The organism is Vibrio sp. CCB-PB317 (assembly GCF_022808245.1).
GTDB lineage: Bacteria > Pseudomonadota > Gammaproteobacteria > Enterobacterales > Vibrionaceae > Vibrio > Vibrio diabolicus.
This window is the reverse complement of the sequence record NZ_JALGNU010000002.1, coordinates 695810-721581: the sequence shown is the minus strand read 5'-3', so window position 1 is coordinate 721581 and position 25772 is coordinate 695810. Positions and strand designations below refer to the sequence as shown.

Annotated in this window: 20 protein-coding genes; 11 read left to right on the top strand and 9 right to left on the bottom strand. The window is 43.7% G+C overall.

Annotation, left to right across the window (positions count from 1 at the left end; genetic code table 11):
* The first annotated feature begins 127 nt into the window (after positions 1–127).
* The 3 genes from MTR11_RS12390 (at position 128) to MTR11_RS12380 (ending at position 5009) form a co-directional block, all read left to right on the top strand.
* Complete coding sequence (locus MTR11_RS12390; RefSeq protein ID WP_005391048.1) at positions 128–862, top strand: IclR family transcriptional regulator; 735 nt, start codon at positions 128–130, stop codon at positions 860–862.
* Between the two features lie 6 nt (positions 863–868).
* Positions 869–1708: an arginase family protein gene (locus tag MTR11_RS12385; RefSeq protein ID WP_005391051.1), complete on the top strand. Its 840-nt coding sequence runs from the start codon at positions 869–871 to the stop codon at positions 1706–1708.
* Between the two features lie 310 nt (positions 1709–2018).
* Positions 2019–5009: a DUF6701 domain-containing protein gene (locus MTR11_RS12380; protein ID WP_407327364.1), complete on the top strand. Its 2991-nt coding sequence runs from the start codon at positions 2019–2021 to the stop codon at positions 5007–5009.
* Between the two features lie 65 nt (positions 5010–5074).
* On the opposite strand, the gene MTR11_RS12375 is transcribed toward MTR11_RS12380, so the two are convergent.
* The 4 genes from MTR11_RS12375 to pcp form a co-directional block, all read right to left on the bottom strand.
* Positions 5075–6367 carry a DEAD/DEAH box helicase gene (locus tag MTR11_RS12375; RefSeq protein WP_005386186.1) on the bottom strand — a complete coding sequence of 431 codons (1293 nt, stop codon included), beginning with the start codon at positions 6365–6367 and terminating at the stop codon, positions 5075–5077.
* Positions 6368–6537: 170 nt separating this feature from the next.
* Positions 6538–7524, bottom strand: coding sequence for a CobW family GTP-binding protein (locus MTR11_RS12370; RefSeq protein ID WP_017635758.1), 987 nt, complete (start codon positions 7522–7524; stop codon positions 6538–6540).
* Between the two features lie 63 nt (positions 7525–7587).
* Complete coding sequence (locus tag MTR11_RS12365) at positions 7588–7851, bottom strand: hypothetical protein (protein ID WP_005391057.1); 264 nt, start codon at positions 7849–7851, stop codon at positions 7588–7590.
* 197 nt (positions 7852–8048) lie between these two features.
* Positions 8049–8687: a pyroglutamyl-peptidase I gene (gene pcp, locus MTR11_RS12360; RefSeq protein ID WP_085343607.1), complete on the bottom strand. Its 639-nt coding sequence runs from the start codon at positions 8685–8687 to the stop codon at positions 8049–8051.
* A gap of 287 nt (positions 8688–8974) precedes the next feature.
* Here pcp and MTR11_RS12355 point away from each other — a divergent pair, with 287 nt between their 5' ends.
* The 4 genes from MTR11_RS12355 (at position 8975) to trpB (ending at position 13909) form a co-directional block, all read left to right on the top strand.
* Entirely contained in the window at positions 8975–9223 is a 249-nt protein-coding gene (locus tag MTR11_RS12355; protein WP_243327712.1) for a hypothetical protein, read from the top strand.
* 307 nt (positions 9224–9530) lie between these two features.
* Positions 9531–9743, top strand: coding sequence for a cold-shock protein (locus MTR11_RS12350; RefSeq protein ID WP_005375644.1), 213 nt, complete (start codon positions 9531–9533; stop codon positions 9741–9743).
* A gap of 294 nt (positions 9744–10037) precedes the next feature.
* Positions 10038–12284: a ribonuclease R gene (rnr, locus tag MTR11_RS12345; protein ID WP_243327710.1), complete on the top strand. Its 2247-nt coding sequence runs from the start codon at positions 10038–10040 to the stop codon at positions 12282–12284.
* 401 nt (positions 12285–12685) lie between these two features.
* Positions 12686–13909 carry a tryptophan synthase subunit beta gene (trpB, locus tag MTR11_RS12340; RefSeq protein ID WP_243327700.1) on the top strand — a complete coding sequence of 408 codons (1224 nt, stop codon included), beginning with the start codon at positions 12686–12688 and terminating at the stop codon, positions 13907–13909.
* A gap of 196 nt (positions 13910–14105) precedes the next feature.
* Here the strand turns inward: trpB and MTR11_RS12335 are convergent, their stop codons facing one another.
* Positions 14106–15563 carry a DUF3360 domain-containing protein gene (locus tag MTR11_RS12335; RefSeq protein WP_243327698.1) on the bottom strand — a complete coding sequence of 486 codons (1458 nt, stop codon included), beginning with the start codon at positions 15561–15563 and terminating at the stop codon, positions 14106–14108.
* A 486-nt stretch (positions 15564–16049) separates the two neighbouring features.
* Between MTR11_RS12335 and MTR11_RS12330 the strand changes: the two genes are divergently transcribed.
* The gene (locus tag MTR11_RS12330; RefSeq protein WP_005391068.1) at positions 16050–16463 is read left to right on the top strand and encodes a VF530 family DNA-binding protein; all 414 of its coding nucleotides are present in this window, start codon (positions 16050–16052) and stop codon (positions 16461–16463) included.
* Between the two features lie 150 nt (positions 16464–16613).
* Here MTR11_RS12330 and MTR11_RS12325 read toward each other — a convergent pair whose 3' ends face one another.
* Positions 16614–17864: a DEAD/DEAH box helicase gene (locus MTR11_RS12325; RefSeq protein WP_243327696.1), complete on the bottom strand. Its 1251-nt coding sequence runs from the start codon at positions 17862–17864 to the stop codon at positions 16614–16616.
* Between the two features lie 578 nt (positions 17865–18442).
* Here MTR11_RS12325 and MTR11_RS12320 point away from each other — a divergent pair.
* Together MTR11_RS12320 and yidZ are read left to right on the top strand one after the other, a co-directional pair.
* Positions 18443–19648: an MFS transporter gene (locus tag MTR11_RS12320; RefSeq protein ID WP_319941534.1), complete on the top strand. Its 1206-nt coding sequence runs from the start codon at positions 18443–18445 to the stop codon at positions 19646–19648.
* Positions 19623–20579, top strand: a complete 957-nt coding sequence (gene yidZ, locus MTR11_RS12315) for an HTH-type transcriptional regulator YidZ (RefSeq protein ID WP_243327694.1) — start codon at positions 19623–19625, stop codon at positions 20577–20579. The genes MTR11_RS12320 and yidZ overlap by 26 nt, the downstream gene beginning before the upstream one ends.
* 259 nt (positions 20580–20838) lie before the next feature.
* On the opposite strand, the gene MTR11_RS12310 is transcribed toward yidZ, so the two are convergent.
* Positions 20839–21633, bottom strand: a complete 795-nt coding sequence (locus MTR11_RS12310) for an AraC family transcriptional regulator (RefSeq protein WP_243327692.1) — start codon at positions 21631–21633, stop codon at positions 20839–20841.
* Positions 21634–21755: 122 nt separating this feature from the next.
* On the opposite strand from MTR11_RS12310, the gene MTR11_RS12305 reads away from it, so the two are divergent.
* Positions 21756–22562 carry a sulfite exporter TauE/SafE family protein gene (locus MTR11_RS12305; protein WP_006742023.1) on the top strand — a complete coding sequence of 269 codons (807 nt, stop codon included), beginning with the start codon at positions 21756–21758 and terminating at the stop codon, positions 22560–22562.
* A 122-nt stretch (positions 22563–22684) separates the two neighbouring features.
* Here the strand turns inward: MTR11_RS12305 and MTR11_RS12300 are convergent, their stop codons facing one another.
* Positions 22685–23704, bottom strand: a complete 1020-nt coding sequence (locus MTR11_RS12300; RefSeq protein WP_243327691.1) for an alpha/beta hydrolase family protein — start codon at positions 23702–23704, stop codon at positions 22685–22687.
* A 246-nt stretch (positions 23705–23950) separates the two neighbouring features.
* Entirely contained in the window at positions 23951–25594 is a 1644-nt protein-coding gene (locus tag MTR11_RS12295) for a hypothetical protein (protein WP_064354802.1), read from the bottom strand.
* Positions 25595–25772: the final 178 nt, after the last annotated feature.

Sequence of the window (25772 nt, the reverse complement as noted above, 5' to 3'; positions counted from 1 at the left end):
GTACCGAGGTAAGCCCTCAGTCGTCAAATTCTCACTCTGCGAGAATTACCCATTAAAATTATTTTTCTTTTCTCAGTGATTAAGAATTATATTTGTCGTAATTCATATAACACGTTACAACACTCTCATGACGACAAACAAAGCTAATGCGAACCAGGTAAACGAAAAAGCACTGCAGTTGTTAATGCAAGTTGCAGTTAGTCCATTCCCAGTCTCTGCGAAAACGCTAAGCGAGCAATTGAACGTTCCTTTGAGCAGTCTCTACCGACACTTGAAGCTACTCAAAGAGTGGAACTTGATTGAAGAAAGCGTACACGACAAGACATTTGTCGTTGGCCCGGCAGCATTGCTGCTCATGCATAGCTATGAGACCGCACAGCATGGGTTAGATATGGTCGAAACCATACTGGCTCGGTTGGTACAACAAACAGGGGAAATGGCCGCTTATATGGTACCTGCAGGGTATCGCGCGCTTTGTGTCAGACAAAAAGAAAGTATGCAGGCGCTACGTTGCAGCTTCGTCCAGGGTCAAAGTCAACCTCTGCTACGTGGTGCCTCATCTAAAGTGATGCTCGCTTTTATGCCTCAAAGTCGATGCGAGAAAATCTTGAGATACTTTAATCAAGATCACCGACGAGACGAATGGGAACAAGAGCTCACAACCATCCGTAAACACGGATATGCCGTCAGTACTTCTGAAATTGACCCGGGTGTTTCTGGCATCAGTGCACCAGTGATGAAAGGAAGCAAACTGATCGGCGCGGTCTCGGTGATGGCTCCGGCCCACCGAGTCGAAAAGGATAAGCAGCGCATTATTTTGCATGTGTTGCAAGCGGCAAGGGCACTACCACCAGAAAGGTAATTCATCATGTTAAGCTTTTTCAAACGCTATAAACTCCACCACACCGTGAAACAGCCGCAGCATTACCCTTTTTCTTTTATGACAGTGTGTGAGTATTTGCCACCCATGTCTAAGGGCGCGTTTGAATTAGCTGATCAAAGTTTGGAAAATGCTAGTGATTGGCTATACCAACAGCATGATCATGAAACCGCTGAAAACTTTGGTCACTTCAACCACGACAAGCTGGAAAATGGCGAGTTTCAGGAAGCGTTAAGTCTTTCGCTTTCTCGTCATTCTATTCCCGTTTTAGTGACCAACTGTACCGAGGCAATCTTGTCCATGTTACCTGTGGTAGTGTCCTATCGAGACGAAGTGGGTGTGGTAAATATTGGACATGACATGAACTTGAAGCCAACACTTGAACCACGTTTAGGCTCGGCATTCCATTTTGCTCTTTCTCGCTATCAAAACGTGCGATTATTTTTTGCTGGTGTTAGCGAACAAGATACAAAGCAAGAAACGTGGGAATACGCGGAGGATCAAGGTTGTGACTGGGTAACCGATAAAGAGTTTTCTTTTCGTCATCGCAATAATGTAAAGCAGTTGATCGGCAATTACCTCGACCATTGCGACCAAATAATCCTCAGTATCGACCTTGGCTCCCTAAAAACCAAAAACAGCCTTGATGGTACCTCAGAGATTGATATCCAAATGGTTCTACGCACCATTAGGCAATGCCTGGTTGCAGGTAAAGTCAGAGCCATTCAACTCGTAGGCGATCGCGATCGTCTGGTCTATTCGAGACAAACGAAAGCCATACTAGAAGAGTTATATCAAATGGCCCCACTCATTGTTCACGCAGCCTAGGATTAAGTTCGGTTCAGAATCAGGACGCTCAAGCTACTGGTTCTGAATCAACATGGTTAATTATTATCTTTTACCAACAAATAGTTACATGAATAAAGCGACTCATGTCACACTTAGCTATTGAACTAATCTCATACTTACGTTCTAATAACGCCACTAAGCTTTGGTATGACATACGAAATAAAAATAGCCAAAGTTCAATAAGTAAGCGGATTAAAAACCAAAAACACCGCCGACATTTCAACTTCTGTGAGCACTTGCTCACGCTCGCTTGATGCCATCTTGTTCCACTTTTTTAGGACATTTGATGATGCGTCTTTGCAGTATTTTCGCTGCGGTTCTTGTTTTACCGCTAACCTCACACGCCACCACCTATGACTTAGCAGATATCAAGTCAAACACTAATGTTGCCTTTTGTAAAAACGGAACCATTCATGTAACGGGTTCTACTTACGATTGCACTACAAATATTGTTCTCCCGAAAGGCGATCAAATTATAAATAGTAGTCAAAGCTCATCGTCTTTAACCGCTCATGGTTCCATAACACTCCGTGGGCAGAATGTCATAGGCTCAAAGGAAAGCCCTATAAACATCAAAGCTAAAGGAACTTGGTTAAAAATTAATGGTAATAGCTACGTACTAGGTAATGTCTCTGCTTTAGGTTCTATAAAAATAACTGATAGTGAAATCGAAGGAGATATAGAAACCAATGGTGTTGGTGGAAATGGCCGTTCTGTCGAGTTTCACGGAGAGCACAACGTCCTTAATGGCAACATCATTGCTCAAAGTGACGTGTACATCGAATCTGGTATGTTCTGCGGTGATATCAAATCAAAAGGAACAAAAGTAGAAATGAATCAACTGGCATCGTCGCTTTCTAATACACCAATAGTTGTGGGCAACATCAATGCTCTATCGGGGATAAATCTTAATAATACGACAGTTTTTGGTTCTTTGACATCTCAGGGACATACTGTAGATACAGGTTTTGGCACGACCAAAATATATGCTAATAAGCAAGCTATTTCGGCAATGCATTTTTCAATTAATAACTCCAATACTTCTATTTGCGGTAGTGTGACAGCCACCCTAGAATCAAGTTCAAATTTCAACCACTATTGTGGCATTGATGAACCCAATTGTGATTACGCAAATCAAACACCAACAACTTGCCCTATTCCTTCTTATATCCCTGAATGTAAAATTACGCCTCCATCAGAGAACGACTTCGACCTAAGCGTCACACCATCGGACGATATGGCACTGATGTGCGGCGACGATCTTCCGCAATTTACAGCAACAACAACCAATAATGGAGAAGTTGTAAGCGCAGAAGTCAGTGCTGCCCTATCACACCCTGACTTGTTCACTTTAGAGGTGGTCAAAGGTCAGCAGACATTAAAAGCAAACCAATTTATGTCTGACGACAATGGTAAGCTCGTTGTTCGAGTGGTCCCGAACGATATTGATGCCATCGCGTTAGATACGAACTACACGCTGACTTTCACTATGGCAGAAGACACCAGCAAGCATCAAACGGTTAGCTTTATGTTTACGCCATTTATGTTTGAGGCATACTCAAAGACGAAAAGCGCAACTTTAAATGAAATACGCGTTATTGCAGGTAAACCAGAAAACGTGCATACGCGATTGCTTGCTTGTGCCTCCACCGGCGAACCTGTAGTGGCAAGCAACTACAATGGTACTCCTAAGGTTTTTCATCCATTGGTTCAACCATTAGAAGGAAGTGAAGGAAACTTTAGCTATTCAGCGGAATTTAAAGACGGCTTGTCTGAGCATGGTCTTATCACGAACGAGTCCGGCATATTTGAAGTGACATTGTCCGATCATTTTGAATGTGAGGGATTTGAAGAGTGCCCAGAAGAAGGCAAAGTGGAAGTGAAAGGAACATTTAATGTGTACTCGCGACCATGGACACTGGCTATCTGTGACAACCAACGTGCTTTGCCTTCTGGCACCTCTGAACAAGGAGATGGGTTTATTGCTGCCGGAGAACTTTTCTCTCTAACAGTGAAACCCATCATTTGGCAACCTGACGGCTCTGTAAGTGGTTCTGTTGAATCAGCACGTTATTGTGATGCATCTATCACCCGTAATTTTATGCTTGATGGCGCTCCAGCAGCATCGGTTGTCTTGTCGAGTGAGCAATATACGCCATCAGAGACAGCGAACCAAACCTCGAAATTGCTACAAAGTAGTGACTCACTGGCTCAGGCGCATAATTCAGCCAAGAATGATCAATTCGTCTTTAATGGATTATATTGGGAAGAAGTCGGGAGCTTGAGAGTAAAAGCAAACCTAGAAAGTAAATATCTAGGTATGACTGTTAACGAAGGCTATCGTTACATCGGTCGTTTTTACCCAAAATATTTTCAAGTGCAAGACCAAGAATGGCACTACCCACATGGCCAAACTTTTGCTTACATGAATCAACCTTTTGAGAAAGTCACTTACGATGTTGTCGCACTCAATGCGAATAAGGAAAACGTGAAGAACTACGTCCACTTTTCATCTAACCTTCAACAACATTTCGACTTAGGCGAACTAAGCTCATACTCCGATCGGTTTTTGCCGCCTAAGCCTAAGAAGGTAGACTGGAAACTACTGGGTAACGCGAGTGTCGGAACGTTTGTTATCGAGAAGCCCTCAACCAATGCGACTTGTAACAATAGCCCATGTTGGAAAAAGAACACGACCGATAAACAATATCCTGATGGCCCATTTAATAAAGGGACTAACAGTGACAGCAGCAAAATAGGTATAGTCACGACTAAAGCCGTTGATGAGGTAAATTTCTTTGATAACAGCGAAATGCTCACTCAACAACCGGACATTCGATTCGGTCGTTTGAACTTTCAAGATGTGGGTGGCAACCAAGGCATGGTGATCAAAGTGCCACTTGATGTGGAAATTTGGCAAAACGGTCGATTTACGACTAACTTCGATGACAGCTCAACAACGGCGAATGGTGAATATTACTTCAGCACGCCAATTTGGTCGCATGCGCCAGCAAACAACGCCCTGCTTTCTGGCGTTGGAACGATGAGTATTGGCAGAATGACCGATATCGTTGCAAGCCAAATTGACTCAGCGCGCGAGCAAATACAATTCCACCTAGATTTAGACAGCTCAGGCAATCGCATCCCTTGGCTGAAATACGACTGGGATAGCTCTACAAGTGAAGAGGAAAACCCACCCGTCATTGTTACGTTTGGTATTCACCGAGGAAACGATCGCATTATTTATCGTGGTGAACCCAATATGCTTGGCCTAAATTAACGCGAAACGGCAAACAAAAAGAGCCCCTCAATTGAGGGGCTCTTTTCATCACAAACTGATGTAATTTACTTTGCGCCACGACGCGCTTTCAGGCGCTTCACCATAGCAAGACGACGCTCTGCCGACCCTTGGTCTGTTGCCGACTGGTTCGGATTATTACGACGACCTTGACGATTCTTGAATGCTGGTTTTGAGTGCAGCTTTTCAATGTAAGATTCACGCTGTTTTGGTTCATAGCCTGCAAGCTCAATACGGCGAATGCGTTGCTGGATTAGATTTTCAACCTGAACCACCGTGAGCTCTTCATCTCGGTTTACAAATGAAACAGCATGACCTTGTTTACCTGCACGACCCGTACGACCAATTCGGTGAACGTAATCTTCCGCTAGGAAAGGCATGTCATAGTTCACAACGTGAGGTAAGTCTTCAATATCTAGACCTCGAGCAGCGACATCGGTAGCCACCATGACACGTGCTTTGCCAGACTTGAACTCTTCTAGCGCACGACGACGAGCGCTTTGAGCACGGTCACCATGGCAAACCACCGCTTTGATACCATCAAGTTTCAGCTCTTTTACCACTTCGTTTGCGGTCTCTTTGTAGTTCACAAATACCAACACTTGTTTCCAGTTTTTGCGACCAATTAGCTCTGAAAGCAGTTCCGTTTTTCGCTCTTGATCAACTGGATATAGCACGTGAGCAACTGTTTGTGCCGTAGTATTTGCACGCTCTACTTCGATACGTTTTGGTTTACGCAGAATGTCTTTCGCTAACAGGTTTAGCTGGCTTGAAGTCGTTGCCGAAAACATCATGATTTGTGGGTCTGTATCCACATCCAGCATGATCTTACGAACTGCATGAATAAAGCCCATATCCAAGATACGGTCTGCTTCATCAAACACCAAAAACTCTAAGTGTGCCACCGAGACATTACCTTGTTCGATGTGTTCTTCCAATCGACCAGGTGTAGCCACAAGGATATCAACACCATTTTCCAGTGCCGCAACCTGAGAAGACATTTTACGGCCACCGAAAATCGCCGCCACCGACAGATTGGTGTACTTCGTGTAAGCTTTGATGTTGTCAGCAATTTGTTCAGCAAGCTCGCGAGTTGGAGCCAAGATAAGTGCACGAGCAGTCTTACGAGAAGCGCTACGGTTACTGTCTAACAACTGCTGAATCATAGGCAGAGAAAACGCAGCCGTTTTACCAGTACCTGTTTGTGCTGTAGCGAAAATATCATGGCCTTTGCGAGCCATTGGAATCGCCTTCTGTTGAATTGGCGTTAACTTTTCATAACCGCATTCTGCCAGTGCTTTAACCACTTCTGGCGCAAAACCTTGAGATGAAAATGACATTGAGCGTATTCCTTAAACAAACCACTAAAAATAGCTTTAAAAATTTAGCCGTGCACTATACCCGAATTTGAGTGATTTATCTCACTTTTCTCATTGAAACGCTACAAAAGCAAAAACGGCGAACGCAGACAGATTGCAGGCTCAGCGTTTCCGTTTAATATTTGTTCGATTTAACGCTTAATGCCAGACAGCTGAAGGAGAATTTGCTCAAGTTCATCCCATGGCAACAGCTGAGAATCTATCACTTCTAATCGTGATTCAAACCCTTCTAAGCTGATTTCATTCACCGACACGACTCGGTTGGCAACATTAAACGCGTAGCACCCCTGATCCGTGTTGACCACCGCTTTAACGCGTTCCGCCGTTAAGTCCGAAAGCATTGAGAAAAGTTTATCAAAATCAAACGTGTACTCTGCCCCAAACAACCACCCGCAGCTAAAATACCCTTGCCCTTTGTTCTCTTTGCGCACAAAGGCTTCACCTGGCGGCAACTGGAATTGAGGCTCTTGGTGAGCATGGTCATGATGATGTGACTCGATATGGGAAGAAGCGCTGCCGTAAACCCGTTCGATATCCAATACTTCTATCGGTAACTCACCATCATGAATAAGCTTACTGAATACTTTTGAGGGAGATTGGTCCGTCACCCAGTCATTAAACACATCAATGTCGTGACTGGTACAAAGGTCAACCTTACTACCTATAACCACATCTGCGCTGTCTAACTGGTCCACGAAATTTTGGTTAGAAAGGTACTTTTCATCACTTAAGTTACGCGGATCAACCAGAGCGATCGTCGCTTTTAGATCAACGTAAGGTTCATACTGTTCTGAGGTAAGCGTCGCGATAACCTGTTTTGGATGACCAAGTCCTGTCGGCTCAATCAATAAACGGTCCGGTTTTTGGCGCAGTAACGCGGTAATACCGACCGACATCGGCACACCCGCCGTGCAACACATACAGCCACCCGGCACTTCTTTAATCAGCGCACCTTGGTCTGTCATCAATGCACCGTCGATGCCAATCTCACCAAATTCATTGACCAAAACCGCCCAGTTTTCGTTTTCCGGTTTGTTCTTCAGTAGATTTAAAATCGTGGTCGTTTTACCGACACCCAAAAATCCGGTCAGTATGTTGGTTGGTACTCGATTTGACATGCTTATCTCCGACACGTTAGTGCATTAATGCTCCAGCAAAGTATACGGAGAATGTGACTCGCTTCAACGCTTTTTATCGCGCTCATCAAGCTCATTGCGTGATGCGTGGGTACACATTTTTTGAGAATGATCAGAGTGACTTATCAACTCTGAACGCTTCATATCAGAAAGATACATACTTGTGTAAATGACGCAGGTAAAAAACGCGATAATAGCGACTACGATGGGAAGAACTCCGAGCGTGTTTTCGAATTTAAGCGCAGCGATAGCCAATGCGAAAACAACGACAGAGATAAGTGCGATTGACTTACTTTTGTTGCTTTTCATGATAACTCGCCTTTCGTAAGGGTAGCCCCTAATACCTCCTGTATTAGGGAAGTGCCAGTTTGAACAACATCCAACCTGACTATTCAATGCTACTCCTTTCGCTACTTGTGAAATTTGACAAAGCTAACATTTATTACAACATCAAACGATGAACTTATTACTAGCTTTCAGACACTTAGTGGACTGTAAAACACTTACTAGCAAATCGACCCGCCGCTGACCAATATGTCGTTTTCATTGGCAATACAAACTTGAGCCACCAGCCTTAGCCCTTCGACTATCATCTCCAGAGACATGGAAGGCTGACTGCCATCTGCTGCTTGTTCTGGCAATAATGGGATATGAACAAACCCATGACGAATAGGTTTGTCTTTTAGATAATGTTGGATGCCATAAAAAAGGTGGTTACATACAAATGTTCCGGCACTGTTGGAAATCTGGCTAGGTATCCCCTGCTTTTGCAGCGTTTGAACAATACGCTTTATCGGCAGCGTCGAGAAGTAAGCATCTGGGCCGTCAGCCACTACGGGATCATCAATCGGCTGATGACCAGCGTTATCTGGAATACGAAAATCATCCACATTAATTGCGACACGCTCTGGGGTGATCGCGCCACGTCCAGCCGCTTGCCCAACGGTAATCACACAATCTGGCTGGTGCGCTTCTATTGCATCAATAACGGTATTCACTGACTCATACCGAATCACAGGAACTGGGCAAGTAACGATCATGGCATCTTCTATTGCCGCAGCCTCTAATCGCTTGACCGCTTCTAAGGCGGGGTTAATGGCGTCACCACCAAAAGGTTCAAAACCGGTAATCAGGACTTTCTTCATAACAGCCTTTAGGAAAAGAGTTTCACAAATTATTGCACTCCCCTTCACCCCATCCAATAGCAAAAGTATTGTTGACATAAGCCAGACAACATTATGTGACTCATGTCTAACCAGCGAGGGTTTTCACTTTATTGAATCTAGACAAGTTCCGGACTATCGAGACTAACTATCGATGATTAGTGGCAGGGCTAGGCTCTCTCATTACATGACTCACGCAGAAACTTGGTTTCCACGCTTAACTTAGGTAGAGTACGCGACCGCAATGCAATTCGAAGAGATTGAATACAATGAATATTGATAACCATGTAATCGAAACGATTGAAGAGTTAGAGGCATTTCTGCATTTAGTAGAAAGCGGCGCTCTGGGTCTTGAAGGTGTCACTGGCGTTGCGCTAGCCACCACTAATACCGATGGCCGTCCATTTGTTGCCGTATTAGGAGAAAAGCACCAATTGCTCCTTGGCCGCTGGGTTTCGCAGCACGTATATGACAATGGTAAAGACATCGTTCGTAACGGCTCAACCAGAAAACACTAAGCGCTCAGCACCATCTATAACACCATGCCGTCTTATACACCAAGCGTATGCTTTGAAAGCAATGCGCTTGGTGTACTTAAAAAATAAAAAAAGAAAAGGCTAGCCTTTATTAATTTTGTCGGTATACTGCACATCAGCTCTTACGGAAAGAGCTATTAATGTAATTAAAGATCAAAGTTTCTCTCAGTTCCACATCGAATTCCTCGTTTACGTTCCTGCGACAAAATAGTTATCTCTAAAATCATATAGTAGCACTTGATATTAGCTAAAAATTCAATATTTAAAACAATCAAATATAGAGGTATCTATGTCTAATAAATTAACTGGTTCAGTAAAATGGTTCAACGAAACTAAAGGTTTTGGTTTTATTTCTCAAGACAATGGCGGTGATGACGTATTCGTTCACTTCCGTTCTATTGTTTCTGAAGGCTTCAAAACTCTTACTGAAGGCCAAAAAGTATCGTTCGTTGTTGAACAAGGTAACAAAGGTTTACAAGCTGCTGAAGTAACAGCACTGTAATTCTTTGTGTGGCATCAACGTTGTTGGTGCCACAATCCCCTTCCACTTATTGCCGCCCTTACTATTCTCTATCTAAGTTTATATACCCAAATCACTTACCTCTCCCACACCGTCATTAATCACTTTCAATAAAGTCACTTTGGTATACATCTTTAGGTAATCACACTACCTACCTTGCAATTCCAGTTTGGAATTAAATTAATCTGATTCATATCTGAATCACTTCGCCTCATGCTTTGCTCATATAAATAAAGTTTATAAAATAAAAGCGATTGGCGAATATAAGAGAAAAAAATGAAATTAAATATATCCGCACAATCAATAAATTCTAATAATTACGAGCAAATTATCCCTAGCCGAGACGTTATCCTTAGCCTATTCGATAAAGTCAAAAATCACTTAAGTCACGAGCAAATTTCTCGCTCTACTGGCTTAGATGAGAAACCACAAAAAGACGCTTTAAAAAAACGTTTACGCGCTATGGAGCGCGATGGCCAGTTGATTTTCACGCATCGCCGTGGTTATAAAAAAGTCGATCAAACCGCTTTGGTTTCTGGAAAGGTCAGCATTCACGCAGACGGCTTTGGTTTTGTCACTTACGACAGTAATGAAAAAGACCTTTTCTTACCTAAACACCAACTTACTCATGTGTTTGATGGCGATATCGTACTGGTTCTGAAAGGCAATGCTCAGCATCAAGGACGCTCAAATCATCGTTTCATCAAAATAGTGGAACGAAAAACAACCCATATCGTGGGCTTGTTAAAGAGAAAAGGTTCGAACTTCTATCTAGTGCCAGAAAGCGCGAAACTGACTCAAACCATTCATGTCACACCAAATGATCTTATCGCCAAAAGTGCCGGTAAACTCGTTCATTGTAAAGTCACGGCCTATCCAGATCACAGACAATCAACAACAGTTGAAGTGGCTGAAGTATTAGGGCGTCCGGGAGAAGCAGGGATTGAAGTTAAATTGGCGTTACGTCGACATGGCATCAATGACCATTGGGATGATGAAGTTCTTCACGCTGCTTCCGCATTTGGCAATCACGTAGAAGAAAAAGACAAAACGTCACGAGTGGATTATCGAGATTTACCGTTCGTCACTATCGACGGGGACGACGCGAAAGACTTTGATGATGCCGTTTATGCATACCAAATGGACAATGGGCATTGGAAGTTATTCGTCGCGATTGCAGACGTATCTCACTACGTTCAGCCAAACGACCATTTAGATCTTGAGGCGCAATCTCGTGCAACGTCCGTTTACTTCCCCGGATACGTTGTACCAATGCTGCCAGAAACATTATCTAACGGTTTGTGCTCGCTTAACCCGAATGAAGACCGATTGGTTATGGTATGTGAGGTGACCTTTGACGACGAAGGTAACATGCTAGATTCAGAGTTTTCTGAAGGGATCATTCACTCGCATGCTCGTTTAACTTATAACGAAGCTTACCGCATTGTTTCCCAATCAACGGAAGCAAAAAAATACCAAGGTAATAACCCACAACAAAACATCAAACAGCATCTGGTGAATCTCCATCGCTTGTATTTGAACCTATCTGGTCAACGTCAAGTCCGTGGTGCCATTGATTTTGACACGCAAGAGCTTTCATTCACGTTAAACAATAAAAAGAAAATCGCGTCCATCGTTCCGGTAGTTCGAAATGATGCCCACCGAATGATCGAAGAATTCATGCTGTGTGCCAACGTTGCCACCGCTCAATTTTTGCAGCAACAAAAAATACCGAGCTTATACCGTGTGCACTCTGGTCCTCAGATGAAAAAACTGTCCTCATTAAGAATGATGCTTGCAGACAAAGGGCTAACGCTTGCGGGTGGTGATAAACCAACTTCTCATGACTACAACGCATTACTGGAACAAGTACGAGATTTAGATGAGTGTGATGTGATTCGTACCCTACTGCTACGTTCTCAGAGTCAAGCCGAGTATTCGCCGAAGAATATGGGTCACTTCGGTTTAGCCTATGACGCATACGCACACTTTACTTCGCCAATTCGTCGTTACCCAGACTTACTCGTTCACCGCGCCATTCGCGCTAAACTTCGAGAGCAAAAAACAGGCAAGCTACGCAGTCTGCTCATGAAACTAAAACCTATTCGTCAATTGACAGGTGCTGCTAACAACTACCCTTACGATACAAAAGTAATCGAGCAACTGAGCGTGCACTGTTCGCATCAATCTCGTCAGGCAGATGAAGTGAGTCGAGAGGTTGAGTCAGCACTGAAATGTCATTACATGAAGCCATTTATCGGGCAACACTTCATGGGGACGGTGTCTGGAGTCACACACTTCGGAGTATTTGTTGAGTTAGAGGAAAACCGAATCGAAGGTCTCATTCCTTTACCAAGTTTCCAAAATGGTGAGTTCGAATTTGATGCAGTCAAACAAAAAATTTCCAGCCAGAGCACCACGTTTACTTTAGGGACTAAAGTGCACGTGTTGGTTAAAGACGTCGATTCGAAACAAAGAAAGATCATGTTCAATTTAAAAGATGCAGAACACACGGTAGGTTAGTCTGTTGTAGTCTATTTTCTAACCCATTGTTCAAAAATAAAAAATAAGCTTTAGATACCACGATTAACTTGTGACATTTCGCTGACATCAGCTCATTCTAAAACCCTAATATCTGGCAAAGGAAACGAATCTAACTTTTGTTTCCAGACACCATCGCAGAGTGTATTTCCAGCACTCTGTTTGCCTCGAGAGGTTCTTATGACAGCCTAGGATCTCTCGGGGCTTTTTTGCGCCTCTGAAACCCCACCTTATGTTGTATCCAACCCGTTAACAACTACACAAATTGTACTTTTTAACTAGTTCACTAGATCACGAATTCTGATTTAAGCAACTGATCACACAACCTCTTCCAAATTTTGGGTATAAAAGTATCAATACTTTCGTTAACTAGGATGTAAATAATGAAAAACTCGTTTGATCTCACCATGCCCAATGAAGAAGGATACTTTGGTGAATACGGTGGTAGCTTCGTGCCGCCGGAGCTTGAACAAATCATGCGTGACATCAACGCAGCTTATGAGGAATGCAGCAAAGATCCTGAATTTAAAACGGAGCTTGCTCGCCTGTATAAGCACTTTGTTGGACGACCTAGCCCAATCTTCCATGCGGAAAACTTGTCTAAGAAATACGGAGCAGACATCTACCTAAAGCGCGAGGACTTAAACCATACAGGCGCACATAAAATTAACCACTGCTTAGGAGAAGCCATTCTCGCTAAAAAGATGGGTAAGAAGAAACTGATTGCTGAAACTGGCGCAGGGCAACATGGGGTCGCGCTTGCGACAGCCGCCGCACTGGTCGGCTTAAAGTGCGATATTTACATGGGTGAAGTTGATATTGCCAAAGAGCACCCGAATGTAGTCCGTATGAGAATCCTTGGTGCCAATGTCATCCCTGCCACTCACGGGCGCAAGACTCTCAAAGAAGCGGTTGATTCTGCCTTCGAAGCCTACCTAAAAGATCCTGACACACAACTTTATGCGATAGGCTCTGTCGTCGGCCCTCACCCATTCCCTAAAATGGTACGAGATTTCCAATCAATTATCGGTAACGAAGCACGAGTTCAATTCAAAGAAATGACAGGCAAGTTACCCAATAATCTCGTCGCATGCGTTGGAGGTGGTTCTAACGCGATGGGGCTATTTACTGCTTTCTTAGACGATGAACAAGTCGCCATTTACGGCGTCGAGCCCGCGGGCCGCTCTTTGCAAAAGGTTGGCGAGCATGCTGCAACACTCACACTCGGTGAGCCAGGTATTATGCACGGATTTAAGTCTTACATGCTCAAAGATGAGCAAGGCGAACCTCAAGAAGTGTACTCTGTAGCAAGTGGCTTGGATTACCCATCGGTTGGGCCTCAGCATAGTTACTTAAAGGACATTGGCCGTGTCAATTACGGCTCAATCACTGATGACGAAGCGATTGATGCCTTCTTTGAACTGTCTCGCGAAGAAGGGATTATTCCAGCGATTGAATCCTCACACGCTGTCGCTTACGCGATTAAACTCGCGAAGCAAGGAGAAACTGGCTCAATTCTGATCAACTTATCCGGTCGCGGTGACAAAGACATTGATTTTGTCGTTGAACACTACGGCGCAAAATACGGCATTGAATCAATTGTTTAGTCCCTGTTTGGTAGGCTAACTGTCTATACAAAAAGCTACCTATTACTAGGTAGCTTTTTGTTTGCGCCTTATTTCCCCTACATGCGCTTTGAAGGCTTAACTACACAGTCCAAACCTTTTACTTTTGAGAAATAGGCATAGCTTGAGAAAGCCCTCTTACTCACCACTCCAACTATGCCTCTAGAGCATGATTCGATTAACCGATCAGAGCAGGAATGCCCGGAAGCTGACCAACGACAGCAAGCGAGCCTGCACAGACGATAAATGCAGTGCCAGGAATCAGGTATTTATCTTTTCTCGAGAGTTCGTTGGCACGCTCATGGTCGCCGATAAGTCCAAGGTTATCCAGCAGCATCGTGATTGCCCAGCCAAAGACTGGATTAACGAATGCACAGGCAAAAATACAGATACCGGCACTGAGTGAATCTTTATGATTGTGGATCATCTGCATTCCCGCCTCAAGAAGTGGTAAGAATACACCGACAATCAAAGCAACGCGCAGAACAGGTTCCCACATCGCTAGATCCATAGGGTAACCAATTACCGCCGCGGCAATACACATGAAACCCGTTAACAGTGCGCCACCTGGAATAGGACGTTTAGCAATTGCTGCTGGAATCATGTACGTCCCCCAAGAAGAAGCTAGGTTTCCGCCCCCTAAGAGTGAGCCAACCCCCTGACGAACAGACGCTCCGACCATCGTGTCGTCGACATCCATGAGTACGCCTTTCGCTTCTTTTGGGTAGTTAAGTTCTTGGAACACACGATGGCCGAGATAATCAGGGGACCACATAGCGACTGCCAGTAGAGCAAATGGAGTCACGGCAATAAAGTGCTCTAAGGTTGGCCAACCTAGTTGCCAGCCTGTATCTTCACCCCACCAATAGAATGGACTGAAATTAGGCAGGCCCGGCTCAGTGGTAAAAGCAAACTCAGCGCCCATCAAATAAGCAACAATACCCGCGAGTGCAGAGCACAATGGGATTGCCAACCAACGCTTGTTGATCTTAGCTAGGTAGGCATAAACCATAACGGTTAGGCCTATGACCACAAACGAAATGTAACCTTGGTCTGTACTTGCAGCCCACGCCTCAGTCTTATTAATCTGTCCGAGCAACCCAACAGCGCCTAGGTAGATCAATAACCCTCCTCGAACCCCAATGCCAGTCAAGGTCATGAGTTTAGAACCGCCTTTAGTCAAAGCGAGAATTAAGCCAAAAGCACATACCATCAAGCCAAGCGCCAGAGGATGCCCTCCTGCGGCAGCAATCATGGGAATCAGCGGTATCATTGGGCCGTGGGTACCGGCTAAGTTTGCGTTCGGGTTTAGGATGGCAGAAAACAAAATAACGAACAAAGCACCCGCGATAAGCAATTCGTAACGCACGTTTTCTGCAACGAACTCCGGAGATAAACCGAACTGAGCAGCAAATGCAGCAACCATGGCGGTGACCATCACCACCTTACCAATGGTTGCGGCTAATGCAGGCACCCAGTCTTCGATTTCAATACTGTAATCACGTGATGGCAAATGAATACCCCAGCGACGAAAGCTCATGATGGTTAAATCATGGTTTAGAAAGTCTTCACGACTTTCAAATTCATGCGGTTTTTTGCGCACATCCCTGTAAAAGGTCTTACTTGAGTCAGACATTGAGCTATCCTTTGTTATATTTCAACGTTGAACTATGCCAACTAGAGTTTCGCTTGGTATACAGACCAATACGAGACAACACCCACATCAAACATCGAGACCACACCAAGACAGCGGTATGGCTAATTTTTGATTTGAACCTATTAAGCATGTGTTGCTATCGGTAGGAATATTAGACATTAGTAAAAGGACAACAAAAATCTCACTTATTACACAAAGATTTAACATCACATTAGAGTACGCTGATCTTTAGTGAGAGTTTTTGAAAAGCAATTCAAGAAGAGGAACAGCCGCAACTCCACCTGTGCTTTTCAAGGTAGAAAAACATGTCTGAATTCACACAGGTAATTGGTTAATTTTGCTCATGCAAGTACGCACTAACAACATCAAATCGAGTTGCAACCCAAACCATCACTGCCTAACTATAGATATCTCTGTAATGTATAGTTTGCTAAACTCCACCCTTTGATGAGTAAGGCCCCTAAAATGATGACTGACGAAGAAAGAATCGAGCTGCAACGAAACAACCCACTGCACGGGTTAAAGCTAGAAACTATGTTGCAAGAGTTGGTGGATTTTTATGGCTGGGACATTCTAGATACAGCAATGCGCTTTAATTGCTTTAACACTAAGCCTTCGATTGCAAGTAGTGTGAAGTATTTAAAGAAGACCGAATGGGCGAGAGAAAAATTAGAAAACTTTTACCTTTATCGCTTTAAGCGCATGCCACGCGCAAGTGAAGAAGAATATGATTTACCACCGAGAGCTCGTACGTTCCCTCATGGTCTTGAACCTAAAGAGCCAATGCCGCTAACCGTTGACTCTATCCTCAAGTCACAAGCTAAAGCTGCATCCGCATTTAAAAAACGCTCACCTCGTGGACGTCCGACGCGTCGATAGTACATAACCTTGAAAAGCAATAGAGCCCTACTGGTAGCTCCAGCAAGGCTCTATTGTTCTTTAAAGAAATGGCTAGAAGAGAATACTCAAGCTAGTGCGCCCCCTTCTCCAGCGCCTCCCATAAGTAAACTCACATGTAGTTTACGTTTTCTATTGATTACGCTTTTTCTTCTTTTTACCCGTACCTGCTGGCTTTGCACGCGGCTTCATCGGTAAAAAGTAGGCTTCACTTTGGTCGTCTTCCACTTCAAATCCCTCTACCTGCTCACGTTCAAGTTGGAACTTATTTTTCTTTTCTATCACTTTGAAATGGTGATAGTCATCGTAATCGATAAGAGATAACCCTAGACCCACTTCACCAGCACGACCACTACGCCCTATTCGATGCATATAGTCAGCAGGACTACGTGGAAGATCGAAGTTAATCACCACTGGCAGCTTTTCAATATCAAGGCCACGTGCTGCGATATCGGTGGCAATAAGAACTTGAATCTCGCCAGACTTAAAACCGTCAAGGACACGAGTACGAGCGCCCTGCCCTTTATCACCATGGAAAACTTCAGCAGTAATACCGCGTTTTGACAGCTTTTGAGCTAAATGGTTACAGGCATTCTTAGCATTCACGAAAATCAAAGTCTGTCGCCACTGATGCTGTTTGATTAAGTGCGCGAGTACCGCCGTTTTCTCACCTTTATTTACACTAAACACGCGTTGCACCAAAGTGCTGGCTTCTGCGCTCTGCAACTGAACTTCAACAGGGTCGCGGAGCAAGTGCTTAGCCAGCGTCGTGACTTTATCAGGGAAAGTAGCAGAAAATAGCAGCGTCTGTTTCTTCTCTGGCAGTAACGCAAGAATCTTATTGAGTTCTTCGGTAAATCCGAGGCTCAACATACGGTCAGCTTCATCGAGCACGAGCGTTTTTACTTGGTCCAACTTAATCGCGTTACTGGATACCAGATCAAGTAATCGACCCGGCGTAGCTACGATAATGTCACAGCCACCACGAAGCGCCAGCATTTGTGGGTTCACCGATACACCACCAAATACGGCAACCGTTTTGATCTTATCTCTAAGATGGTATGAGTAAGATTTGACGTTGTATGCCACCTGTGATGCCAGCTCACGAGTTGGAACTAAAATCAGGTGAGAAACGAAGTTACCACGGCGATGATTTGTTTCGTCTTGCTGAACAATTTTTTGCAGAATTGGCAGCGAAAAAGCAGCGGTTTTACCAGAGCCCGTATTGGCACCGCCAACAATGTCTTTCCCTTCAAGGACATAAGGAATGGTATGAGATTGAATAGGCGTCGGTTGGCTGTATTCTAACGCTTCTAGTCGCTCGACTAAGGTTGGAATCAGGCCAAGATCGGCAAATGTCGCTTGCTGTGTTTTATCTGTCATTACGATGAGTGGCTCATTGCTAGTAAAGGCCGTGTATCTTATGCTATTTCGCGTCTGGATGTTAGAGATAATGGCCCAAACAGAAGATTGGTGAGAGAAGCACTGTAGAGAGCAGGAATCTCCTTTCACTAACATGAGTTAATGGTTTCTATAACCAAGGCTCTACAACTCACGATGGTAACGTTCGCGACGAACAAAGGGAAAAAGAGTCAGGCCTTCTGAATCCTGTAAAGCCAAAACACATTTTATCTTGGAAAAATTAAGGTTGCAGAGACAGACCAAATCCGCTTGAAAGGCTTAATCATACTATCTAAACCTTCGGTGTTGAGAGCTTAATATAGCTTGAGAAAACTCCAGCTCACTAATGTCCATCGTTATCTATTTAGCTAATGTTGTGGACTCGGTTGTATAGATTACTTTCGCCCGATACCAGGTTCTTCTCAGTGTACGTTTGACAGCTGTAGCCACAATCGTTGCTGATGTCGTATATGGAAATACCTGTTGTCAGAAAGGTAACGCGCCAAGATGAGTAATGTTGCATATCATCCTCGTAAGCCCAATTCCTTCACGAGGTAGTAATGGAACAAATTAATTTGCCCCGATATCTGATATGTAGCTTCGCCTTTGTGTTGCTTTATCCTACGGCAATAGATCTCTACTTGGTTGCTTTACCACAAATCGCCAATGACCTGTCTGCGAGCGAATCACAACTTCATATTGCTTTTTCTATTTACCTTGCTGGTCTAGCTTCGACTATGGTTTTTGTTGGGCGAGTTGCTGATTGTTTTGGACGCAAACCTGTTGCCATTTGCGGTGCAGTGATTTTTACCCTTGCATCAATGTTCGCGGGCTCTGCTGAGACCAGTAATAGCTTCCTAATAATGCGCTTCTTCCAAGGTGTAGGTGCCGCATGTTGCTATGTAGTGGCCTTCGCCATTTTGCGCGACACTTTAGGTGACCCAAAGCGAGCTAAGGTTCTATCGATGCTCAATGGAATTATCTGCTCTATTCCAGTACTTGCCCCCGTGATCGGCAATCTGATTATGATCAAGTTTCCGTGGCCCGTGTTATTCACTGCCATGGCGATGATGGGTATTGCGATAGGCTTAATTGCTTGCTTTGTCTTAAAAGAAACCTTGCCTAAAACCAAGCGCACAACTTTAAATGTGAGTGAAGCTTCGAACGAATCACTATCTAACCGTTTTTTTATATCGCGCGTTATTTATACATCTTTAGGCGTCACAGCGATTCTCTCTTATGTAAATACGTCACCAATGATAATAATGGATTCGATTGGCTTTACTCGAGGCGATTACTCAACCACGATGGCACTACTCGCAATGGTAGGTATGGCAACATCGTTTTCAGTCCCATTTGCTCTGTCTTACTTCAAACAAACCACATTGATGTTCGCTGCACAAATGACCAATTTTTTGTCGGCTATCGTTATTCTCGCGGCTCACTTGAATAGCGATAGTCCGACACTTTATATGGTAGGATTCACTCTGCTCAGCATGAGTTTTCCAATGGGGTTTGGTGTGGCGATGAGTCAAGCGTTAAGCCAGTTCTCACGCAAAGCTGGACTTGCAAGCTCTATGCTTGGCATAGGTCAGGTTTCTTGGTCTGCACTTTACATTTGGTTGATGGCGACGTTAGGTGTGCCAGCTGTGATGATGTTAATGATAGCGTTGGTTGCTAGTGGCGTTATTGGACTCTCCATAATATTATTATTTCCAAATCAGAACGTTAGTGAGCCTCATGAAGAAATCTCTTGCCCGACTTGATCTTAATTTACTGCTCACTCTGCAATTGCTACTGCAAGAGCAGAGTGTTACTAAAACGGCGAAAAAACTTAATGTAACTCCCTCAACCGTGAGTAAGTCTTTAGGCAAATTGCGCGCTTGGTTTGATGACCCGCTTTTTGTGAATACGCCGCAAGGCCTAAAGCCAACAAATCTCGCGACAAACGTGCAAGTGCTTTTGTCAGACTGGATGCAGATCGGTAACCAGATTGTTTCACACCGAGGTGATGATGCGCCAAGCGGGGTTAAATTTCATCTTGGAGTAGAGTCGCCATTGTCACTCATCATGGCGGATGAACTGACCAAACGAATCCATGATTTTTACCCAGACTCAACGGTAAAGTTCCATAACTGGGATTACGACTCGTTAGATGCCATTACCAGCGGTGAAGTGGATATTGGTTTTACTGGCCGTGAAAGCCATCCTCGCTCCAAAGAGTCGTTAGAACTGCTCCCGTATTTTATTAATTTCGAAGTGCTGTTCTCGGATTTACCTATGGTGTATGTCCGCAAGGATCATCCTGCACTCAAGCAAAAGTGGAATTTAGATACTTTCTTAAGCTATGCCCACATCAATGTAGCATGGGAGAAAAATGACAGTTGGGCATTGGATGAGATCTTGGCTGAGCAGGGACACACTCGAAACGTTAGCCTAACGATGGCGAGTTTCGAGCAAGCTTTATTTGTTGCAGAAAAGCCCGATCATCAAATGTTAACCACAGCACCAAAATATTGTCAGCGATACTGCGAACAGCTTCACCCCAACTTAATAGCGTTGCCTATCCCCATTGCGGAAGATTATCAGCACAAGCTACTGATTCCATTTACTATGATTTGGCACAAGCGCAATAACCAAAACCCTAAAATCGTGTGGTTGAGGGAGACGATAAAGAGCCTGTATGGCACAAGTTGAACGGGTAATTTTGAAGTACATTTAAAGCAAAGGAATGAACATTCTCCCCCCTTTATGTTGTCAATAACCGTAGGAGTGTGGTCTTGCCTTCCATTAGATTAAATATTTTAAAATCTTGAAATCTATTATCCACTTCGAAATTGATTTCAGCTCATTTGGGGCAGAAAGAAGCTAGAAGCACTTGCTTATGTTGGGTGAGTAAATGTATGTAAAGCCTCAGTACATAAAAACGAACCTAATTTAGGTAAGCTCTTGGCAACTATATGCCACGACTCGAAAAGTAACGCGTGGGTGAATCGCCATAGACCCGACGAAACATAGCGATAAAGTTACTGGGCGTCGAATAACCCAAAGCATGTGCAACCGCTCCTACAGATTCTCCGCGTGCCATCATTTCTAACGAATGTATTAGCAGTGCTTGTTGCCGCCATTCACTAAAACTCATGTTTAACTCACTTCGAATCAATCGTCTTAATGTCCGAGATGAGACGGCCCCGATATTTGCCCAATGCTCCACAGAATGTTTGCTGTTTGGGTCTATTAAAATTGCTTGAGTAACTTTTTGCAGTCTCGGATCTCTGGGCTGTGGGATGTGGAGTGACTCATGAGGGCTATTGACGATTTCATCGGATATTACGGCAAGAATACGTAAAGACTGTATGGATAGCTCGTCTGTTTTGCTCCATATCGATGCCCTAACCGATAGGGCTTTCAAGACATCGCTCATTTGGATCACACAAGGTCTCATTGGAAACCGCTCACAACTCTCTGGAGTAAACAGTAATGAACGACCTTTCAGAGAACCACAAAAATAAACACTGTGCATCGCACCCGGGGGGATCCAACCAGCTCGGTGAGGTGGTAGTATCCACGCTCCTTCATCGGTTTTTACCTGTATTAGCCCTTCATCTATACACAGTAACTGGCCTCGATGATGGCTGTGCCAATTATGTGGCCGTTGATCCAAATGGTTGAAGTCGCTCCTTTCATGCTGCCACTCCTTAGCGATCAAAGCGGCGCCATTTTTCCATTCGCTGTAGTCAGAGTTTGTCACTTTATTTACTCAATTCCATTTTGGCCATTATTCATTATTTTCTGTCCTCTTAACGTTACCATAGCAAGTTAGCGTTCGAGTAACATTTTAGCAACGACCATTTTATCGAAGGCAGAACCATCATGAACGAACCTATCTTTATTATCTATTACATTACAGCAGGCTTGGGCATTGGCTTTCTCGCTGGACTCGTTGGTGTGGGTGGTGGTGGAATGGCCGTCCCTATTTTTGCGTTTCTGTTTTCACTACAGGGAATAGCTGATACAGAAGTGGTCCATCTTGCGTTAGGGACATCAATGGCTTCAATGATTATTACAACATTGGGCAGCATGCGCGCCCACTACAAAAAAGAGAATGTAGACTCGACAATGGTAGTAAAAATGTTGAGCGGAGTTCTAGTCGGAACATTTTGCGCCACATTCGTAGCATCGTATCTACAGGGGATCTATCTGGCAGGTTTTTTCAGCGTATTCATGTTGTATGTAGCTTATAAGATGTTTCTCAACACTGAAAATGAGTACAACCCTAACCCACATGGGGCTATCGGTAATATCACTGTAGGCTCGGTGATTGGCTCTGTATCAGCACTTGTCTCTATAAGCGGTGCGGGGTTGATCATCCCCTATCTTGTCCAGCAAAATTTTGAGGTAAAACGAGCTATTGGCACCTCTGCTGCGATAGGTTTCCCTATCGCGCTGTCAGGAAGCCTCGGTTACATGTTAAACGGATGGGAAAATACAGATTGGAACAACTTAGTATTAGGATACATATACCTTCCTGCAATGATCAGCTTCTCCATTAGCAGCTACTTAACTACTAGCCTCGGAGTGCGTTGCGCAGAGTATTTCCCAAATAAAGTTCTTAAGAAAATCGTTGGTATTTTGTGTGTTCTTCTAAGTTTTAAAATGCTGGTACAAGTACTTAATTAGGGCAAATAATACCGTCATTAGTAGGTCTTGTAATATGGTGTGGGGACAAGCCTGAAAAACTTACTCCTCGCTTTGCTTGTTCAAGCAGACAATGTGTAAGAAAGTGCCGCATTGTTGCACTCTTATGACTTTGTTAAGCTAGCCAGAATCACATCCAAAATTTTCTGGTGATTATCCTTTCTGGAAACCTCGTCACGCTCCTGGCAAAGTGCTTCCTCCCCTTCTGATGCGAGAATTTTAATGCCACGCTCAGTACATTCTGCGAACGCACTAAACTGACTCGCACTGGGGATCTCTTGAAATGTTACATTGGAAAGAGCAATAAGTGATTCGGCTGGTGTCAGTGCGGGATGTAGCCGTTCAGAAAGCGTCACCACGGTGATGGTATTTTTCATCAAGGCCAGAGTTTCAGGGACAACAGTTTTCGTTAGCTCAGGGTTGATAACGACGACCGATTTCAGTTTGCTTTCAGACTGAAATCGGGGGAATTTTTGATCCGGGGTGTTGGTAATATCAACGTTATTTTCACGTAACCAATGACAGTCTATATTGGTGGCGTCGTGACACGATGTTCGGTATTTTTCCGGGCTTATTTGCGCTCCGGAGAGCATCAGCATAGATGTCCCGCCCAGAAAAAAGCCGACACCCTGCACTTCATCAGTATCTACGCCTCCGGACAGTATCCCGACCGAACTTAATTCGTTCAGCCCAAGCACCAAATCACTAGTCCTGAAAGTGATTTCATCAACAGCCATTTCTGCATTGATTTCGTTTGGTGCAGGAGGCTTTGGTGCAACAACGACATACCCTTGTTTCGCTAGGCCTGAAGCTATCCAACCACTATGGGAAAATGCTGACCGTGTTCCGCCCTGCGACAAAAGCACAACGGGAAATTTTCCACTTGCTAAAGGGGCATCTAACTGCGTTTCGACTGATTTAAAAATGTTACCCTTACCAAACGTGAAGTTGTTTTTTTCGTTCGTTGTGGGATACCAGTAGTAGACTTCTACAGGCTTGTCTCTGTCTTCACTGAATACCGTTTTGACTGTTAGCGCAGAATGGTATTTCGGCTCATTCGTACTGGCGGTGACACTGACACACAATGAAGTGAGTAGAAACGACATTATTATTTTGGTTTTCATTTTTCCCTCAGCCGGTCAACACATTATTCTGCACGGCATCTGGAAAAATAACGCGCAGGAGGTTCTCCATATATTTTGCGAAACATAGCAATAAAGTTACTCGGAGTCGAGTAACCCAAAGCGAGTGTTTGCTTTGAGCTACGCCAGCAAGCTTTTGGACAAAAGTGAGTCAGTGAAATACCTAATTTAGATAGTTCAGGATTAGCTAAATTATGGAGTAGTAAAGCTCGAATAGCTCTCCAAAAATTATCGAATTCGGAATTTACCCATTCGATATTCGTTCAATGGGCTAGACTCTCCTATTTCATTTATAGCCCCACCAATCTTCTCAGCTAGCTCTTGGCTACCAGAGGATAGTAACATACAGGCTCTGATATATGATGTTAGGTCTTCCCCCTTAAATCCTTTGAATAGCTCAACAAACTGCTCCTGAGAAAGCTTATTCAGCACTTCAACTTCTGACGAGTTATAGCTATTAGAGCCTTTCCTCAACTCAAGAATATCCATAACCGTTGGTTCAGGTTTTAACTCTAGGTACTGCTTCCTTAGCTTTTCTGCGAACTTCTTATCTTTAATACCAAAAGGATTTGCATCTATGCTATCAATATTAAACACTTCTGGATTATCTTTTCTAGATTCGATGAAGAGTTCAATAAGCTCATCAGCTTTCTCATTTTTCCCCAAAGTTCTTAGCAAAGCTAAACCAGTGGCATATTGTGAGCATGATGTTGTGCGTGCGATATCCCTCATACCCGCTTCCATTGCTTCAGCAACCTCTTCTTCGTTAGAATCGAATGAGCCATGAAAAAGCTTCCAAGCCTCATCCCATTTAGCACTAGCATGTTGAATTTCTAAATCTTTCTGCTTATGTCTACAAAGAGGAATCAACTTTTCTTTGTCAAGAAAACCTTGCTCAATACCACGAGCAACAGCCAAGTCGATTTCATCGGTATATCTGTAGCCATATCGATTTAGCGTCATATTCCAACGATCGGTTATTTCTTTCGTCCATCCCGATTCTTCGTTTTCCTTTCTAGTCCCTGATTGGTTTACAAACGCAAACTCTGGAATGTGCACCTCATCAGCACCATGGCAGTAGTAACACCAACTGAGCAATATAGTGGAGTGAATCACTTGCTTCTTGATGCTTTCATCGAAGCCATCAACAAGCTCCAAAAACTCATTTGTGTGCTCCACTATCTTTCTGATGACTCGTTTATTTTTGATGTTCAATCCAATACAGCAATCACGAACATAATCTCTAAACTCGAAGTCGTCAGCAAACATTATATCGAAGCACTGTTCAGCGGTTGGTTCGAAGTGAAGTTGTCTATCTACGATTTTCTCTTTGTACTTCCTGTAATCTTTGAAAGTATCGTCACCAGCTTCCTCATTAAGCAACAAGACAACCTTGCAACCTTTTTGCTCCTTGAAGAAAGAAACTAACCCCATGAAGTCTTTGATAGTGATTCCCTTGCTATGACGCTCTAAATCATCAAAGCAAATTATTGTCTTGTTCATCGCCAGCTGAGAAACTGAATCAATAAGACTGCCAATACCTCCAACATACTTACTCACATAGGGAATTTTTGTATCCTTCACCAAGTCAGCAACTTTCTTTGAATAGCCTTTGATGTTAGGCGCTTCTCCAATTCGATTTGTATCAATAGTGTTTAAGAACGTAGTTTGCTTTAGCTCAGCAATAGAATTAATCCCAAACAATGAAACGTAGGAGTATGATTTTAAAGCGCATTCGATTTTGAACTCTTCGATGTACTGCTTCCAACTATAAGTCTTACCGACCCCCCAATCGCCTTTGATAGCTAGTACTTCGGGAGTATCGGTGGAAAGGAACCTTCGAACTTGCTCTTTAACTAATTCAACTGACATGTATGCAAATTTCCTTACAAAACAGAATGGTACTCCGACAACTATAAGCCTGTTAATCAATATATTGAATAGAAAAAGGTGTGTTCATAGGCATTCATCAAAAAAGCGCAGGGGGGACAGATCTTTTGCTTGTCCATTATTTTTAGTAGAAAAAACCGACAAGCAGAATGAGGTGTAT